This window comes from Pseudovibrio sp. Ad37 (assembly GCF_001623075.1).
In the GTDB taxonomy this organism is placed as follows: Bacteria; Pseudomonadota; Alphaproteobacteria; order Rhizobiales; family Stappiaceae; genus Pseudovibrio.
In genome coordinates this window covers 12,017-28,841 of sequence record NZ_LMCF01000220.1, presented here as the reverse complement: position 1 = coordinate 28,841, position 16,825 = coordinate 12,017, and the positions used below count along the sequence as shown (strand labels likewise).

General features: G+C 50.4%; 16 protein-coding genes. All 16 read left to right on the top strand.

The genetic code is table 11. The features are described from left to right. The first annotated feature begins 2 nt into the window (after window positions 1–2). The 16 genes from PsAD37_RS24960 (at window position 3) to PsAD37_RS24885 (ending at window position 16,585) form a co-directional block, all read left to right on the top strand. Window positions 3–1,667: an alpha-glucosidase gene (locus PsAD37_RS24960; protein WP_063298393.1), complete on the top strand. Its 1,665-nt coding sequence runs from the start codon at window positions 3–5 to the stop codon at window positions 1,665–1,667. 15 nt (window positions 1,668–1,682) lie between these two features. Next, the gene (locus PsAD37_RS24955) at window positions 1,683–2,810 is read left to right on the top strand and encodes an ABC transporter ATP-binding protein (RefSeq protein ID WP_063298392.1); all 1,128 of its coding nucleotides are present in this window, start codon (window positions 1,683–1,685) and stop codon (window positions 2,808–2,810) included. Between the two features lie 397 nt (window positions 2,811–3,207). Further along, window positions 3,208–4,821 (top strand): ABC transporter substrate-binding protein, encoded by a 1,614-nt coding sequence (locus PsAD37_RS24950; protein WP_057461256.1) that lies wholly within the window; start codon window positions 3,208–3,210, stop codon window positions 4,819–4,821. Window positions 4,822–4,837: 16 nt separating this feature from the next. Further along, on the top strand, window positions 4,838–5,905 hold the full coding sequence (locus PsAD37_RS24945) for an ABC transporter permease (protein WP_063290108.1): 1,068 nt from the start codon (window positions 4,838–4,840) through the stop codon (window positions 5,903–5,905). Beyond that, window positions 5,902–6,843 (top strand): ABC transporter permease, encoded by a 942-nt coding sequence (locus tag PsAD37_RS24940; RefSeq protein ID WP_063298391.1) that lies wholly within the window; start codon window positions 5,902–5,904, stop codon window positions 6,841–6,843. The genes PsAD37_RS24945 and PsAD37_RS24940 overlap by 4 nt, the downstream gene beginning before the upstream one ends. Before the next feature lie 11 nt (window positions 6,844–6,854). Next, on the top strand, window positions 6,855–7,715 hold the full coding sequence (locus PsAD37_RS24935) for an ABC transporter ATP-binding protein (protein ID WP_063290107.1): 861 nt from the start codon (window positions 6,855–6,857) through the stop codon (window positions 7,713–7,715). Continuing rightward, entirely contained in the window at window positions 7,702–8,532 is an 831-nt protein-coding gene (locus tag PsAD37_RS24930) for an ABC transporter ATP-binding protein (protein WP_063298390.1), read from the top strand. The genes PsAD37_RS24935 and PsAD37_RS24930 overlap by 14 nt, the downstream gene beginning before the upstream one ends. A gap of 123 nt (window positions 8,533–8,655) precedes the next feature. Next, entirely contained in the window at window positions 8,656–9,012 is a 357-nt protein-coding gene (locus tag PsAD37_RS24925) for a DUF2834 domain-containing protein (protein WP_063298389.1), read from the top strand. Window positions 9,013–9,163: 151 nt separating this feature from the next. Beyond that, window positions 9,164–9,880: a Crp/Fnr family transcriptional regulator gene (locus PsAD37_RS24920; RefSeq protein ID WP_057461262.1), complete on the top strand. Its 717-nt coding sequence runs from the start codon at window positions 9,164–9,166 to the stop codon at window positions 9,878–9,880. A gap of 189 nt (window positions 9,881–10,069) precedes the next feature. Then, a complete protein-coding gene (locus PsAD37_RS24915) occupies window positions 10,070–10,522 on the top strand; it encodes a cytochrome c (RefSeq protein ID WP_057461263.1) in 453 nt (150 codons plus the stop codon). A gap of 11 nt (window positions 10,523–10,533) precedes the next feature. Further along, window positions 10,534–11,919, top strand: coding sequence for a cbb3-type cytochrome c oxidase subunit I (locus PsAD37_RS24910; RefSeq protein ID WP_057461264.1), 1,386 nt, complete (start codon window positions 10,534–10,536; stop codon window positions 11,917–11,919). Further along, window positions 11,919–12,716, top strand: a complete 798-nt coding sequence (locus tag PsAD37_RS24905) for a CbbQ/NirQ/NorQ/GpvN family protein (RefSeq protein WP_063294051.1) — start codon at window positions 11,919–11,921, stop codon at window positions 12,714–12,716. The genes PsAD37_RS24910 and PsAD37_RS24905 overlap by 1 nt, the downstream gene beginning before the upstream one ends. Window positions 12,717–12,721: 5 nt before the next feature. Next, on the top strand, window positions 12,722–14,665 hold the full coding sequence (locus PsAD37_RS24900) for a nitric oxide reductase activation protein NorD (RefSeq protein ID WP_193778335.1): 1,944 nt from the start codon (window positions 12,722–12,724) through the stop codon (window positions 14,663–14,665). 3 nt (window positions 14,666–14,668) lie between these two features. Further along, window positions 14,669–14,860: a hypothetical protein gene (locus tag PsAD37_RS24895; protein ID WP_063294049.1), complete on the top strand. Its 192-nt coding sequence runs from the start codon at window positions 14,669–14,671 to the stop codon at window positions 14,858–14,860. Beyond that, entirely contained in the window at window positions 14,857–15,105 is a 249-nt protein-coding gene (locus tag PsAD37_RS24890) for a hypothetical protein (RefSeq protein ID WP_063298387.1), read from the top strand. Before PsAD37_RS24895 ends, PsAD37_RS24890 begins: the two co-directional genes overlap by 4 nt. A 199-nt stretch (window positions 15,106–15,304) precedes the next feature. Beyond that, window positions 15,305–16,585 (top strand): carbohydrate porin, encoded by a 1,281-nt coding sequence (locus tag PsAD37_RS24885; RefSeq protein WP_208992080.1) that lies wholly within the window; start codon window positions 15,305–15,307, stop codon window positions 16,583–16,585. Window positions 16,586–16,825 lie beyond the last annotated feature (240 nt).

The following is a 16,825-nucleotide window of genomic DNA, read 5'->3' as shown; positions in this document are numbered from 1 at the left end:
GAATGAACCTCTCTACCCCAATAAACGAAAATACAAGCCATCGCGTTCTGGCGAACGATCCGGATTGGTGGCGGGGCGCAGTCATTTATCAAATCTATCCGCGGTCTTTCGCGGATAGCAATGGCGATGGCATTGGTGACCTTCCAGGTATTACAGAGAAGCTGGACTACATCTCCGATCTTGGTGCTGATGCGATCTGGATCTCGCCTTTCATGAAGTCGCCGATGGATGACTTTGGATACGACGTTTCTGATTATGAAGACGTTGATCCAATGTTCGGCTCTCTGGATGATTTCAAAGAGCTGGTGGCTAAAGCGCATGGTAAGGGCATTCGTGTTCTGATCGATCTGGTGATTTCACACACCTCTGAGCAACATGAGTGGTTTAAGGAAAGCCGGAGCAATAAGACCAACAGCAAGTCTGACTGGTATGTCTGGGCAGACCCTAAAGCTGATGGTTCTCCGCCAAACAACTGGCTTTCCATCTTTGGTGGTTCTGCCTGGCAGTGGGACAGCCGCCGTTGTCAGTACTACCTGCATAACTTCCTGCGTTCTCAGCCGGATCTGAATTTCCATTGCGAGGAAGTGCAGCAGGCAGTGCTTGATGCAGGCCGGTTCTGGCTGGAGCTGGGTGTTGATGGTTTCCGTCTGGATACCGTGAACTTTTACGTTCACGACAAGCAGCTGCGTGACAACCCGCCATATCCCGATCCTGATAGTCTTGCGGATGTGACTGGTGTGAACCCTTATGCATTCCAGGACCATAAGTTCGACAAGTCGCAGCCAGAAAACCTGCCATTCCTTGAGCGCTTACGGGCTGTGATGAACGAGTATCCGAACACCACCACAGTTGGTGAAATCGGTGCGGGACATGAAGCCAGTGAGATTATGAAGCAGTACACCTCTGGTGAGGGGCGCCTGCACATGGCGTACAGCTTTGATCTGCTTTCCAATACGCCAACTGCAAAGTATGTGCGTGAGCGGGTGACCAACCTGCAGAACATTGTGACTGAGGGCTGGCCGAGCTGGGCGATGTCCAACCACGATGTGAAGCGTATGGGATCACGGCTTCCTGCTGATGTTGATCCTCAGGTGGCAACACCTGCTTTGATGGCGCTAAGCGCCTCCTTGCGTGGTAGCCCATGTATCTATCAGGGTGAGGAACTGGGCTTTAAAGAAGCTGATGTGGCTCTGGAAGACCTGCAGGATCCTTATGGCATTGAGTTCTGGCCTGAGTACAAAGGTCGTGATGGGTGCCGTACGCCGATTGCTTGGACTAAGGACGGTGGCTTCACCACTGGCAAGCCTTGGTTGCCGATGGCGCAAGACCATCTGGATCACAGTGCGGAAGTTCAGGCTGGAGATCAGGCTTCTCCACTTCGCCGGACAGCGAAATACCTGCAATGGCGTAAAGACCAGAAGGTTCTGCAAAAAGGGTCTTTGGACTTTGCTGATCTGGGAGAAGATGTTCTGGCGTTTGTGCGTGAGCATGAAGGTGAACAAGTGCTTTGCGTCTTCAACCTGACAAATGATGATATGCGTGTTGCTCTGGGAGCGTACAGCTCTGCTGCGTTGCTGGAGGGGCATGGATTTAGTGCGGAAATGGACGGCGAGGCACTCAACCTGGCTGCATGGCAAGTGGCTTACTTGCAAATCTCAAAGAACTAAGCTGAGGGCAACACCATGGCAGATGTAACACTCAAGGGTATCGTCAAGGACTTCGGGTCAACCCGCATCATCCACGGCGTTGACTTGCAGATCAAAGATCGCGAGTTGATCGTGTTTGTCGGGCCATCCGGCTGCGGTAAATCGACTTTATTGCGCCTGATTGCAGGGCTTGAAGATATCACTGATGGTGACATGTTCATTGATGGAGATCTGGTAAACCAGCGCTCTCCTAAAGAACGCAAGATAGCCATGGTGTTCCAGAGCTATGCTCTTTATCCGCATATGAATGTTTATGAGAATATGGCGTTTGGTCTTGAGCTCTCCAAGCATTCAAAAGAGGATATCAAAGACAAGGTGATGGAGGCGGCTCGTATCCTTGAGCTGACTCCGTTGCTGGAACGCAAGCCGAAGCAACTGTCCGGTGGTCAGCGTCAGCGCGTGGCAATTGGCCGTGCGATTGTTCGTAATCCTAAGGTCTTCCTATTCGATGAGCCGCTTTCCAACCTTGATGCGGCGCTGCGTGTGCAGATGCGTATTGAGATTGCCAAGCTGCATCAGGACATGGACGCCACCATGGTGTACGTGACCCATGATCAGGTGGAGGCAATGACGCTTGCAGACCGGATTGTGGTGCTGAATGCTGGCCGGGTTGAGCAGGTTGGTAGCCCGCTTGAGCTGTACCATCGTCCACGCAACAAGTTCGTGGCTGGCTTCATCGGGTCGCCGAAGATGAACTTCATTGAAGCGCAGGTGACAGGTGTTGCTGAAGACGGTGTTGAGCTGTCGGTTATCGGTTCTGATCCTGTGAAGGTTGTCGTTGATCCGACTGGCCTTACTGTTGGCGATAAGGTTGAGTTTGGTATTCGTCCTGAGCACATGGGCAGCGGAACGGAAGGCGAGCTTTCCGGGAAGGTCGAGGTTATTGAGGAACTTGGCGAGAGCCACTTCCTGCATGTGCGCTTGACCGACGGTTCTTTGATCACCGTTCAAGGCAGGGGTGATGCTACTGCGAAGGCTGGTGAGAGCTGCAAAGTGAAGCTGGATTGCAGCCATGCGCATGTGTTTGGCGGTGACGGATTCGCGTTTTCTAAATTGGGGGCGTTAGGTCAACATGAAAATACTGCAACTCTTGAGGGTGCGTGATAAATAAAATTGCTCACAGGCTCACTCCAATTTGGCATAGAGTTCCAACGCTGCACCTTGTGTGCAGCGTTTACTTTTTCTGAGACGCCTCTTCATTTCTTAAAACGATTAAATAGCTGATTTTTTTAGACTGAATCAGGCTTGATCATACCAATTGACTAGTCCGTTAGGGGAGGCTGGATTACTGGCAGAAACCGCAAGGTTAGCCGTCCAGGATCAAACAGAGATTGAGCTGGTGCATGGTATTCTTTGGCTGAGCTCAACCAAGGGTACTTGTTCCCATTCTTAAAAAGTGAAAGAATTTAATCAGTGATTGCACTTAGATGCGGTTACAATTCTTTCGCCTTCGCGCGACTAACGATGTGAAGGCATTTTATAAATAGGGGAGCATTTTATAATGCAATTTAAGCGTAGTCTTCTCTCGCTGGCGCTTGCTGCAAGCGTGGCGATGCCAATTTCCGGCGCTATCATCTCTGAGGCTGGTGCTGCAACACCACCTAACATGCTCATTGTTGCTGGCCGTATTGACGATATCATTTCCCTTGATCCGCAGGAAATGTTTGAGTTTTCCGGTACGGACATGGCGAACAACATGTATGATCGTCTGGTACAGCTGAACCCAGCTGACCTGTCTAAAGGTTATGAGCCAGGTCTGGCAACAAGCTGGGAAATCTCAGAGGACGGCAAGACCTTTACTTTTAAAATGCGTGAGGGCGTCAAGTTCCACACCGGCAACCCTGTTACTGCAAAGGATGCTGAATACAGCCTTCGCCGTGCAGTTGCGATGAAGAAAACACCGTCTTTCATTCTTACGCAGTTTGGCTTCACTCCTGAAAACATGAGTGAGACAATCAAAGCCGTTGATGAAAACACTTTCCAGATTACGACAGATAAGAAGTACGCTCCTTCTTTCGTGCTGAACTGCTTCACTTCTGCAATTGCTTCTATCGTTGATAGTGAACTGGTTAAGTCCAATGAAGTTGATGGCGACTGGGGTAATGGCTGGCTGAAAACAAATTCTGCTGGTTCTGGCGCGTTTAAGCTGCAGAGCTGGAAGCCAAATGAGTCTTATTCTCTGACTGCTGTTCCAGGCTACTGGCGTGGTGAAGTTGCGATGAAGCGCGTTATCGTGCGCCACGTGATGGAATCTGCTTCTCAGCGTCTGATGCTGGAAAAAGGCGATGTTGATGTTGCCCGTCACCTGTCTCCAGAAGATATTGCTGCGATCTCCACCAACGAAGACCTGAAGGTTGAAGACACGCTCCGTGGTCGTCTGATGTACATCTCCTTCAACCAGAAGGATAAGGCGCTGTCCCATCCTAAGGTTGCGGAAGCTCTGAAGTATCTCGTTGACTACAAAGGCATGACCGGTTCTTTCCTGAAGGGCCAGTACACCATCCAGCAGGCGTTCCTTCCGCAGACTTATATGGGCGAACTGAAGGACACTCCATTCTCACTGAACGTTGAGAAAGCTAAAGAGCTGCTCGACCAGGCAGGTTATGCCGATGGTTTCGATGTTGAGTTCATCGTTCGTAATGCGACTGAGCGCGTTGAAATTGCTCAGAGCTTGCAGAACACCTTTGGTCAGGCTGGCATTCGCGCGTCTATCACACAGGGAACTGGTAAGCAGATCCTTGGTCGTTACCGCGCTCGTGACTTCCAGATCTACGTAGGTGCATGGGGTCCGGATTATCCAGATCCACACACAAATGCTGATACCTTCGCAAACAACCCGGATAACTCCGATGAAGGTAAGCATGTTGGTAAACTGGCATGGCGTAACGCTTACCCAGCAACAGAACTGACCAAACTGACCGATCTGGCTGTACAGGAAAGTGACCGCGAAAAGCGTGCTCGCATGTACGTGCAAGCTCAGAAGACCTTCCAGAAAGAAGCTCCATTCTCGGTTATGTTCCAGCAGATTGAACAGAACTCCATGGCTGCAAACGTAACCGGCTTCAATCCGGGTGGCGCTATTACTGGCGTATTCTTCTGGCCTGTAAAAAAATAAGATTGGCTAATTACAAATGAGCATCGCTGACTCTACAGCGACTGTGGCGCGGCGAGGGTTTACCTCGCCGCTCTACAAGATTTTAAAAGGTTTAATCGCTGGCCTTTTCTCCATTGCCATCACTATGGTGGGGCTTCTTTTCGTCACCTTCATTATTGCGCGTGTTATGCCAGTCGACCCGGTCCTCGCGGTTGTTGGTGAGCGTGCCTCTCAGGAAATTTACGAAGCTGCGTACAAGGCCATGGGTCTTGATCAGCCGCTTTACGTGCAGTTTATGCTGTTCTTGAAACAGGTGGCGATGGGCGACTTCGGGATGTCGACGCTGACAGCGCGGCCCGTTGTTGAGGACATTGCCCGCGTTTTCCCGGCTACATTGGAGCTTGCAACTCTTGCGACGATCGCTGGCGTTGGCATTGGCGTGCCGATGGGGGTTTTGGCTGCAGTGAATGAAGGCCGTTGGCCGGACCAGCTGATCCGCCTTGTTGGCCTGTTTGGCTACTCCATGCCGATCTTCTGGTTTGGCTTGATGGGCCTCTTGATTTTCTACGGTATTCTTGGCTGGGTTAGTGGCCCAGGTCGTATCGATATCTATTACGAAGATATTGTTCCTGTTGTTTCAGGCATGATCCTCATCGATAGCCTGATTGCAGGAGAGATCGAGATCTTCTGGAATGCGGTGAGCCACATCATTCTGCCTGCAAGTATTCTTGGCTATTATTCTATTGCTTACATTTCCCGTATGACCCGCTCGTTCATGCTGGAACAGTTCTCTCAGGAGTACATCACCACCGCGCGCGTGAAGGGGGTTTCTGAGACTGCTGTGATCTGGCGGCATGCGCTACCGAATGTGATGATCCCGCTTATTACGGTGATCGCGCTTTCCTATGCGAACCTGCTGGAAGGGTCTGTGCTGACAGAGATTATCTTCTCATGGCCGGGTCTGGGCAACTACATCACCAATGCTCTGCTTTCTGCCGATATGAATGCGGTGCTGGGTGGAACAGTTGTGGTTGGTGCTATCTTTGTGGGCCTCAATCTCTTCTCTGACTTCATGTACAAAGTGGTTGATCCGAGGGCACGATGACAACAGCACCTGTAAAATCCAACGTGCCTGACAGAGCTGGCTTGAAAGCATGGCTCTCCTCTGATGCACCTAAATCCCGCGGACATGCGCGCGCTGTGCAGTTTTATATGGGGTGGATGAAACTCTATGAAAACAAGCTCGCGTTTCTTGGGTTCCTGATTATTCTGAGCTTGGTTCTGATGGCGATTTTTGCGCCACTGCTGGCAACAACAGAGCCAAATGCACAAGACCTTGCCAAACGTTTGACCGCGCCGGGGGTGGATGGTCACCTGCTTGGAACTGATGAACTTGGCCGCGATATCTGGAGCCGCCTCGTTTATGGTTCCCGCATTACGCTTCTGATTGTAGGCATTGTAGCGTTCACAGCACCAGTGTTCGGATTGCTGATTGGAACTGTTGCCGGGTATCTGGGCGGCTGGGTCGATCAGGCACTTATGCGTCTGGTTGATATCTTCCTGGCGTTTCCCAAGCTTATTCTGGCGCTTGCCTTCGTTGCTGCGCTTGGGGCGGGTATCGAGAGTGCGATTATCGCGATCAGTCTGACGGCATGGCCTCCGTATGCGCGTATTGCTCGCGCTGAAACTCTGACCATTCGCAATGCGGATTACATCAGCGCTGTGCGTTTGCAGGGGGCTGGTGTCATGCATATCATCATCGGGCATGTATGGCCGCTGTGTCTGTCTTCCATCATTGTGCGTGTGACGCTTGATATGGCGGGGATTATTCTGACAGCTGCCGGCCTTGGTTTCCTTGGTCTTGGTGCTCAGCCTCCAGAGCCTGAGTGGGGCGCAATGATCTCTGCTGGTCGCAAGTTTATTCTGGACCATTGGTGGGTTGCTGCCATGCCGGGTATGGCGATCTTTATCGTGTCTTTGGGCTTCAACCTGCTGGGTGATGGTCTGCGCGATATTCTTGATCCGAAAAAGAGCCAGAGCTAGGGGAGAGAACCATGAGTGATACGCTTTTAAGCGTTGAGGACCTTTGGGTTCGTTTCCCAACACGTAGCGGTACCGTTGATGCGGTTCGTGGCATTTCGTTCTCTGTCGGGCGTGAGCGCGTTGGCATTGTGGGCGAAAGTGGCTCTGGCAAATCTATGACCGGGCGGAGTATTTTGCGTCTGATCCGGTCTCCTGGCCAGATGGAAGCCAAGTCGATTAAGTTCAATGGTGAGAATCTGCTGGACTATTCGGAACGGCAGATGCGGAAAATCCGTGGTCACCAGATCTCCATGGTGATGCAGGATCCGAAGTTTTCGCTGAACCCTGTTCACACGGTTGGCAAACAGATCTGTGAGGCTCTGCGCCTGCACACCAAATCTTCTCGCCGTGAGGCTCGTCAGGGCGCTCTGGAGATGTTGGAGGCTGTTCAGATCCGCAACCCTGAGCGTGTGTTCAATTCTTATCCGCATGAGCTTTCAGGCGGTATGGGGCAGCGTGTGATGATCGCGATGATGCTGATCACTGATCCAAAGCTGCTGATTGCTGATGAGCCGACCTCTGCTCTGGATGTGACTGTGCAGATGAAGGTGCTGGCGATCATGGACAAGTTGGTGCAGGAGCGCGGAATGGGGTTGATCTTCATCAGTCACGATCTGAATCTTGTCTCGTCCTTCTGTGACCGAATTATCATTATGTACGCAGGACGTATTGTAGAGACCTGTAAGGCCAGCGAGCTGCACAATGCGACGCATCCTTACACACGTGGGTTGCTGAATGCGCTGCCTCGCATTGAGGAGCCCAAGGGGCGCCTTGAAGCACTGCAACGTCAGGACAGCTGGAAACAGGAGGTCAGTGTTGATGCCCGGGTCTGATAGTGCTGTGATGGAACGTAAGCCATGGGTTGCGGAAGCAACAAAAGACGCCCGCCTCGAGATCAAAGACCTCAACGTCTATTTCGGTGAGGGACCGGATCGCTTTCAGGCTGTCAAAAACGTGAGCGTCAAGGTTCAGCAAGGCGGCAGTTTTGGCATTGTCGGTGAATCTGGCTCAGGTAAGTCAACTGTACTGCGCGCTGTGTGTGGACTGGTTGAGAGCTGGGATGGTGAGATCGATATTGACGGCGCCCCTGTTTCGCATAAGCGTGACAAGGTTTTTGCCCGCAAGATTCAGATGGTTTTTCAGGACCCTTATGCGTCCTTGCATCCACGCCATACCGTTGACCGAGTTTTGTCAGAACCTCTTAAATTACATGGGTTTGATGATATTGATGGTCGTGTGCTTCGGGCTCTGGATGACGTAGGGCTTGGGGCAGATTTCCGCTTTCGGTATCCGCATCAGCTTTCCGGTGGTCAACGTCAGCGTGTGGCTGTTGCACGCGCGTTGATGTTGGAGCCGGAGATTCTTTTGTTGGATGAGCCAACTTCAGCGTTGGATGTATCTGTGCAGGCTGAAATTCTGAACTTGTTTGCTGATCTGCGGAAGGAACATAACCTTACCTATGTGATGGTGACGCACGATCTGGCAGTGGTTGCGCATATGTGTGATGAGATTGCCGTGATGCAGCATGGTGAGGTTGTTGAGGTGATGGATGTGGAAGCGATGCGAAGCTCTACACCGGAGACAGCTTACACGCAGGAACTGCTCAAAGCCTCTATGGGGTATGATGCGGAGTTCTTCGGCGACAGCTGATCTGTGAAGCATCTGATGGTTACTGAGAGCCCCGCCCTTGTGGTGGGGCTTTTGTTGTTCTGGCGGGGGAACTTCAATAGGATTGCTTTGTTGATTTGATGATTGTGGGCTGCGGAGCCAGAGATGAAGTATTTTTATGGCCTTCTTTGTATTTTGGGATTTCTGCTGCCGTACGGGGCGTTTATGCCATGGTTACTTGAGAACGGGTTGAATCTGCCGCAACTTCTTGCTGAGGCATTTGCTGGCGAGATATCGGCTTTTGCCTGGCTTGATGTGGTGGTCTCAGCGGTGGTTTTGATAGGCTTTATCATTGCCGAAGGGCAACGACTTGGAATGAATCGTCTTTGGCTTCCGATTCTTGCTGTGTTTACCGTTGGTGTGTCGTTAGGCTTGCCATTGTTCTTGCTCTTGAGAGAATTACACGTTGAAAAACCATCCAAACCAAGGGCTCACAGCGGAAAAAACGTAGCGCACATATGATAGTTGGAACTCATGTGCAGAAAATGGCCTACACCAATGAGTTCACTGTGAATTTCTTAATGTTTTCTGCTATAAACAACCGGCTTAATCCTACGAGTACATACGCTAAAACACTCGCAGATTGGCTTGGGTGTTTTCTAATTGATCTACGGTGTCTTCTTTGAGAAGTCTTGACGAAAATCTTATTTCCCATATTCCTCCGTTCCGAAAGCTGGAACGCGTTGATATCAGAGAGATTTTGGACGCAGCGACGCCAAAGCGTTTCAGCGCGGGTCAGGCTATTTTCGAAGAGCATGAGCCAGCGGAGCGGTTTTTCCTGCTGTTGGACGGTCATGTGCGCGTTATTCGCACCACGGCTTCCGGAGATCAGGTGATTGCGCGTCACATCGTCAGTGGCGAGCTTATGGGCATTGCCTCCGCAATTGGCAGGACGACTTACCCAGCCAGTGCTGTGGCGATTGATGACTGCCTTGTGCTGTTCTGGCCAACAAGTCTCTGGAAGACGTTTGTCGAAAAGTACGATGGATTTGCGACGGAAACCTACAAAACCGTCGGAGAGCGTATCTCTGAAGCGAACAACCACATTCTGGAACTGGCAACACAGCAGGTTGAGCAGCGTGTTGCACGTGCTTTGCTGAGGCTTGCAATCCAAAGCAGCCGCATCACCGATGAGGGAATGGAAATTGATTTTCCTCTCACACGCCAGAATATCTCTGAGATGACAGGTACAACTTTGTACACTGTGAGCCGTTTGCTAAGCGCTTGGGAAAAACAGGGAATTGTGAATAGCGGGCGCAAAAAGGTCATCGTGACGGAGATGAATAAGCTGAAGACTCTGGCTGATTTGGACCCAATGGCTGACTCTTGAGTACCGTTGAGCGATTGCCTGAGTGTTACTAGGCATAAATACCAGTATTCTCGATTTAATATCCTCTTGTTTTTAAATGTGTTTTTCTCCTATATCCGGTAATTACCGAATAGGTTGTTCTAGCACAAACTTCCCCAGTGGCGTCAATTTTATCATCTTCGGGACCGTAACCACGATAGGATTCCGTAGATGTCAGAATTCCTTACAAAATCGCGGGCACGAAATATTTTTTATGGGGGATCCTTATTCTTCATAGGCATATTTGCCGTGCTCTCAATCGACAGCCACCTTTACGTCGTCAATGAATCGACTTCAAAAGCTGATCTCACTGACGAGGTTGTCCTCGGAAAGCACGTTTGGGAAAAGCATGCTTGCATCAACTGCCATACGTTGCACGGGGAAGGCGCCTACTTTGCTCCTGAAGTCGGCAATGTGATGACACGTTGGGGCGTGCTGGATGATCCGGATGATGCAGCTGAGACCCTTGGCTCCTGGATGGAAGCTCAGCCGAGCCGCATCGAAGGTCGTCGCCAGATGCCTTTCTTCGATCTGACCAAAGAAGAAGTCCGCGGCCTCTCTGAATTCTTGCGTTGGGCTGATAAGACCAACACGCAAGACTGGCCACCGAACGACGCTGGTTAAGGGGTGGTATTATGAAATACAGTTCTCAAAAAGTCGCGTATGCCTACTTCGTAGCTGCGCTTGGCCTATTCGCAATCCAGGTTCTGGGCGGTTTGCTCGCTGGCTGGATTTATGTTGCACCTAACTTCCTTTCGGAGTTGCTGCCGTTCAACATCGTTCGCATGTTGCACACCAACGCACTGATCGTCTGGCTTCTGCTCGGCTTCTTTGGTGCGGCTTACTTCATCATCCCGGAAGAGAGCGAACGTGAGATCCACTCCGTTAAGCTCGCTTACATTCAGCTGATCATTCTTGTGGTTGGTACACTGGGTGCTGTTGTCAGTTACATCATGGGCATCCATGAAGGCCGTGAATTCCTCGAGCAGCCGCTCTGGGTTAAAGTCGGCATTCTTGTTGCTGCGTTGATCTTCCTCTTCAACATCTCAATGACTGTGTTGAAAGGTCGTAAGACTGCGATCACAAACATTCTGGTGATTGGCCTTTGGGCTCTTTCCCTGCTGTGGCTGTTTGCATTCTACAACCCAGACAACCTGAGCCTTGATAAAATGTACTGGTGGTACGTTGTTCACCTTTGGGTAGAAGGTACCTGGGAACTTGTGATGGCTTCCATCCTTGGCTTCCTGATGCTGAAACTCACCGGTGTTGACCGCGAAGTGATCGAGAAGTGGCTCTACATCATCGTAGCGACTGCTCTGTTCTCCGGTATTCTTGGTACAGGACACCACTATTACTGGATCGGCTTGCCTGGCTACTGGCAGTGGATTGGTTCCGTCTTCTCTACTTTAGAAGTCATACCATTCTTCCTGATGATGACCTTCTCCTTCGTCATGGTCTGGAAAGGTCGTAAGAACCATCCAAACAAAGCAGCACTGCTGTGGTCTCTCGGTTCTGCAACTGTCGCGTTCTTCGGCGCTGGCGTATGGGGCTTCCTGCATACTCTGCACGGTGTGAACTTCTACTCACACGGTACACAGATCACTGCAGCGCACGGTCACCTTGCCTTCTTCGGCGCATACGTTGCTCTGAACCTTGCGATCTTCACTTACGCAATGCCATTGCTTAAGGGTCGTAATCCATACAACCAAGTTCTCAATATGGGCAGCTTCTGGCTCATGACTGGTGGTATGTCCTTCATGACCTTCGTGCTGACATTTGCTGGAACCATCCAGACACACATGCAGCGTGTTGTTGGTGAAGACTTCATGTCCGTACAGGACCAGCTGACAGTGTTCTACATCATGCGCTTCGGTGCTGGTGCGGCTGTTGTGATTGGTGCTCTGCTGTTCATCTACTCCCTGCTCGTACCGCGCAAGGAATTGTTCACAGCGAACTCTGGTTCCAAACCAACGACCGGTAGTACTCCTGAAGCCCAAGCAGTTCTGGAAGGTGGTCGTTAATGACTGTACAGAACCACGTTTTTGATGTGCCCTATTATCAGCCTATCGCCGATGAATGTGCATTATTTGAAACGGCTTTTAACAAAGGTCTGCCCCTTCTTTTGAAGGGGCCGACGGGCTGCGGCAAAACCCGCTTTGTGGAACACATGGCCGCAAAGCTGGGTCGTCCGATCTACACCGTGGCTTGCCACGATGATCTTTCCGCAGCAGACCTTATTGGTCGTTACCTGCTTAAAGGCGGCGTGACTGAGTGGGTTGATGGCCCGCTGACCCGCGCTGTTCGCGAAGGTGCGATCTGCTATCTTGATGAAGTGATCGAAGCACGGAAAGACGTCGCGGTTGTTTTGCACCCGCTGACCGATAACCGTCGTCGTCTCATCATTGAGAGAACTGGCGAAGAGCTGCAAGCTCCTCCGAACTTCATGCTCGTTGCCAGTTACAACCCTGGCTATCAGAACGTTCTGAAGCAGATGAAGCCTTCCACACGGCAGCGCTTCCTCTCCACGACCTTCGATTTTCCTGATGCGGAAACCGAGATACAGGTCGTTGCTAAAGAAAGCGGACTGGATGTTGAGCGTTCCAAATCTTTGGTTCGTCTTGCCGGCCATATCCGCGGTCTTTCCAGCCTGGATCTGGAAGAGGGTGTTTCCACTCGCTTGCTGATTTATGCTGCATCCCTGATTGCTGGTGGTATGCCAGTCGAGAAAGCACTGCAATACTCTGTTGTTGAGCCACTGAGTGATGAGCCTGATGTTCAGGTTGCGCTTCGTGATTTGATCGCAGTTGTTTACGGGTGAGCCTGATGAAAGAGCAAATACTGGAGTTTTTAGAGCCTGAAGAAGCCGTAGGTAATCTGTGGCATGATTATGCTTCAAGCCTGGGTGCTCCAGTGCACCATGAGGATATGGAGGTCGAGCTGGCTAAGCTTCGCACCTCCGTGCAAGTGGTGTTTCGCGGGTTAGGTGGTGAAGCTAAAGTCGAGATCAGTCAAGCTCCGGCGACGGCTTCAACCTACCGCATGCCCGTAAAACGCAAGCTCGGCAACGCTGCAGAAACAATCTTTCTGCCAGAGTTTGACGGCGAACGTTTGAGACTTCCTCCGGTTCTTGGCGTTTTTCCAGAGGCCGAAATGAACCGGGCCCATTACATCTGGCTTGCTGCATTTGCAGCGAACTGCGATGTGCAGGCAAAACCAGAGGATCCGTTGCAGGCGGATGTTCAGGCATTGGCTTTGGCCAAACAGGCGATTGAACGTGTTTGGGGCAAGTGCGTTGGTCTCCATGATTTCTTCCGTCAGTCCTGCGAGTTTCTTCTGCAAACCCGTAAGCGTCCAAGTCTTCCTGAGTGGGAAGCTGCAGTTGAAGCTATTGTTCTGGAATTGCTTGGTGGCCCGCGGGCTGTCACCAGCACAAGTGCAACAATTCGCAAGGCGATGGAATGTGTTGATGAGCGCTGGAAACTGACAGCTCCGCGCGGATATTGCACCTTTGCGCCTGTACCGATCTGGGTTTCCAGCGAGTTGGTGAATGGTGAACGTGGTGAAGAGCGCTCAGATGAGCAGGCGCCGCCTACGCCGCAAGGATCAAGTGCAACAACGAAACGCAAAGCTAAACGCGAAAAGCGGGAGCAGGCGGATCGTAAAGACAGTTTTATTCTACACCGGTTTGAGGCGATCCTCTCCTGGGTAGAAAGCATGAACCTCAATCGCAGTACCGATGACGACGAAGAGGAAAATGCGCAGAAAGCTGCTGCTGATCAGGATTATATCAGCCTTTCGAAAAATCAGCGGAAAGCAGCGACACGGTTGCGACTGCATCTGGATTTGTCTCCAGAAGATGCAGACCACGAACGCCTTTCCGACAAGTTCACATATCCTGAGTGGGATCACCGCCAACGTAAGTTTTTAGAAGATCATTGCCGCGTTCTGGAGAAGGATGCCGAGCCTGATTATGAGAGCGTGCTGCTGACAGATCCTTACCATAAGCGCCGTATTCGACAAGTGAAGCGTCAGTTTGAAGCGTTGCGTCCAAAGCGGATCATGCAGATGCGTCAGGCTGAAGGCAGTGAGCTGGATCTGGATGCTTTGGTGACGGCTCAGGTTGATCTAAAGGCTTCAGGTTACGCATCCGATCGGATCTTCCAGGATTCACGTGCGGTTGAGCGCGATCTATCCGTTGCAATGTTACTTGATACATCCCGTTCTACTGAGAGTGCGGTTGGCGATTCCAGTGTTATCGAGATTGCGGGGGCCGCGCTTGCTGCTTTGTCTGGCGGTGTTGATGCAAGTGGTGATCATCTTGGCGTCTGGGGTTTTTCTTCATTGAAACGCGACCGGGTTTTCATGAACAAAGCCAAAGACTTCAACGAGCCTATGACGGATGAGGTGATTGCAAAGATTGGTGGGCTTAAGCCGTGTTACTACACCCGTTTGGGAGCGGCGATCCGGCATACCACTGCGCAGCTTGCCTTGCAGCAAACACAGCGGAAGCTTTTGATTGTACTAACAGATGGAAAGCCGAACGATCTTGATCACTATGAAGGCATTCACGGAATTGAAGACAGTCATATGGCTGTTCGTGAAGCCCGTAAACTGGGCATGGCTGTTCATGGTGTGATTGTTGATGAGGATGGGCAGGATTGGTTTGCCCGTATCTTTGGCAAAGGTGGTTATACGCTCTTTCCAAATCCGGAACGTCTGACACGTGCGCTACCGGATATCTATAGAAGCCTGACAAGGGAGTATTAGATTATGAAGCTTTTCTATATGGTTATGGGCTTTATGGCAGGTCTGCTGCCTTTGTCCGCAATGGCTGCAGTTTCCGGATACCAACGTCCTGTGCCTCAGCCGCAAAGTGCGACTGCTGAGCTGTGGTTTGGTCTCGCTACTGTTATGCTGGTTGTTTCACTTTATGTCGTGCACCGGGTTGTAAAAGGCAGATGAGTGAAGAAGACCTCAGCAATCGCATCAGTGTAACAAGGCTGGCACTCTATCTTTACCCGCTGGGTATTGGAGCGGTCGGTATCAACCTTTTCTTCTTGTCGCTGATTTTTTCATGGGTTGGATGGCCGGTGATGTCACCTTACCTGGCGATGGCTGGTGGCGTTGTTTTAGGCTATCCGTTTGCGTATCCCTTTGCAAAACATATCCGTTACCTCATGGATAAAGCAGACGGTCTGTTAGACTGATTAACTGCTTTGCGAGCATCGGAAGTCGAGCGCGATCTATATAGATTGCGCTTTTTTTGTGCGCAGTGTTCATCTGATTGTTCTGACTGACAGTTTTATCAATTCAGAAGCAAAAATTAATGTGCCAGCATAGCGTTGTTCCACTGGAGTTGTGCTGCGTTCCATCTGATTTGGTGTTTCCTAACAGGAGAGGCAACGGTTGAAACTCGCTTCTGCCCAGAAAGTATTTGTGTGTGTTGTAAGCTGTTGTTGGATGCTGCTGGCGTGTCATTGCTTTCCTACAAACTTTTTGAGAATAGCAAAAGCGGAGACGGGGCATTGGCCCTTAGGTTGGGAAAAATGGGACAAAGCAACAGGTGACTGGGGAGGGGTCAGGACAAATCTAAAGCAGGAAGGAGTTGAATTCTTTTCGAATTTAGTAAGTGATTTCCTGGCTAATCCTGTTGGAGGACTTTCTCAGGGAAGAGCATACTCAGGCGCTTTCATCAGCAGCATTGAATTAAATCTGGAAAGGATCGCAGGCTGGAAAGGAGCTAAATTTGGATTTGGATTTTCGCAAGGACTAGGCCAGGATCTCTCGGCAGAAACAATTGGAAATAAGTTTGATGTTAACCAAGCGTTTATAGGTAAAATCTTTGGCCTTTCGCAGTTGAAATTCTCACAAACTCTTTGGGATGAGGCCGTGGACATCGAAGTCGGTCGATTAACTGTCGGAAAGTCCTTTGCTGGCACCGAAGCCTTTCACTACTACGTAAACAATGGAGCAAATGGGACACCGTCGCAGATTGGTGCGAATATTCATTCCTTTACGACTGATCCCTTCAACCAATGGGGACTCTACGGCAGGTACTTAATGTCGCCTTTCCTTTATGTATCGGGAGGCCTCTACAATGCATCGGCGGATGCGTTAATTAATGCAGATCGTGGTTTTAACTTCAGATTCAATCCTGAAGATGGGATTCTTTATATCGGCCAAGGCGGACTATTTGTTGGTAAAGATAAGATAGGCTGGGGGTTGCCCGGTCGTTATCATCTTGGTGGGTACTACGATAGCAGTGATTACACATTTCTAGCTGATCCAGCTTTGAAAAAGGCTGGAAATTGGGGACTTTACGCAATCGCGGATCAAATGGTTTATCGAGAAAGCGGTGACCAAGGACTGATGGTTTGGGGAGTTGTTACGTTTGCACCTGAACAGCGCGTAAATACGTTTCCCTGGGGGGGGAACGCAGGGCTTTATTACCGAGGATTATTTCCTGACCGGGATGAGGACGTTACTGCTTTGGGTGTGATTTGGGGACTGTTTAGTGAAGATCTTGCGGGCCAATCATATGAAATGGTTGTGGAAGTAAATCATAGATTCCAACTAGCGCCGTGGGCTTATTGGACTGCAGATTTGCAATACGTTATCAATCCCGATGGACGGCGAAATATTTCTAACGCCGTCGTAGCAGGTTTTGAATTATCGATAGATTTCTGAGCAAATCACCCACGATTTTGACCGGAGTTGAGAGTGCAAATCACTTGCAAAAAACATCAGCGTGCGACCAAGAAAAAGTACATGGAAATCCACTGTAATCTTTGTGTTTTTGAGTGCGCGTAATAGTTTTACAAAGTGCATCAGCTTCCACATAAGCAGTACAAAATTTCAGCTTTAAAATAGTTGGTTTCAGGTCTGAATTTTGAGGTGCTCTGATGAACGCACTGACTTTACTTCAGA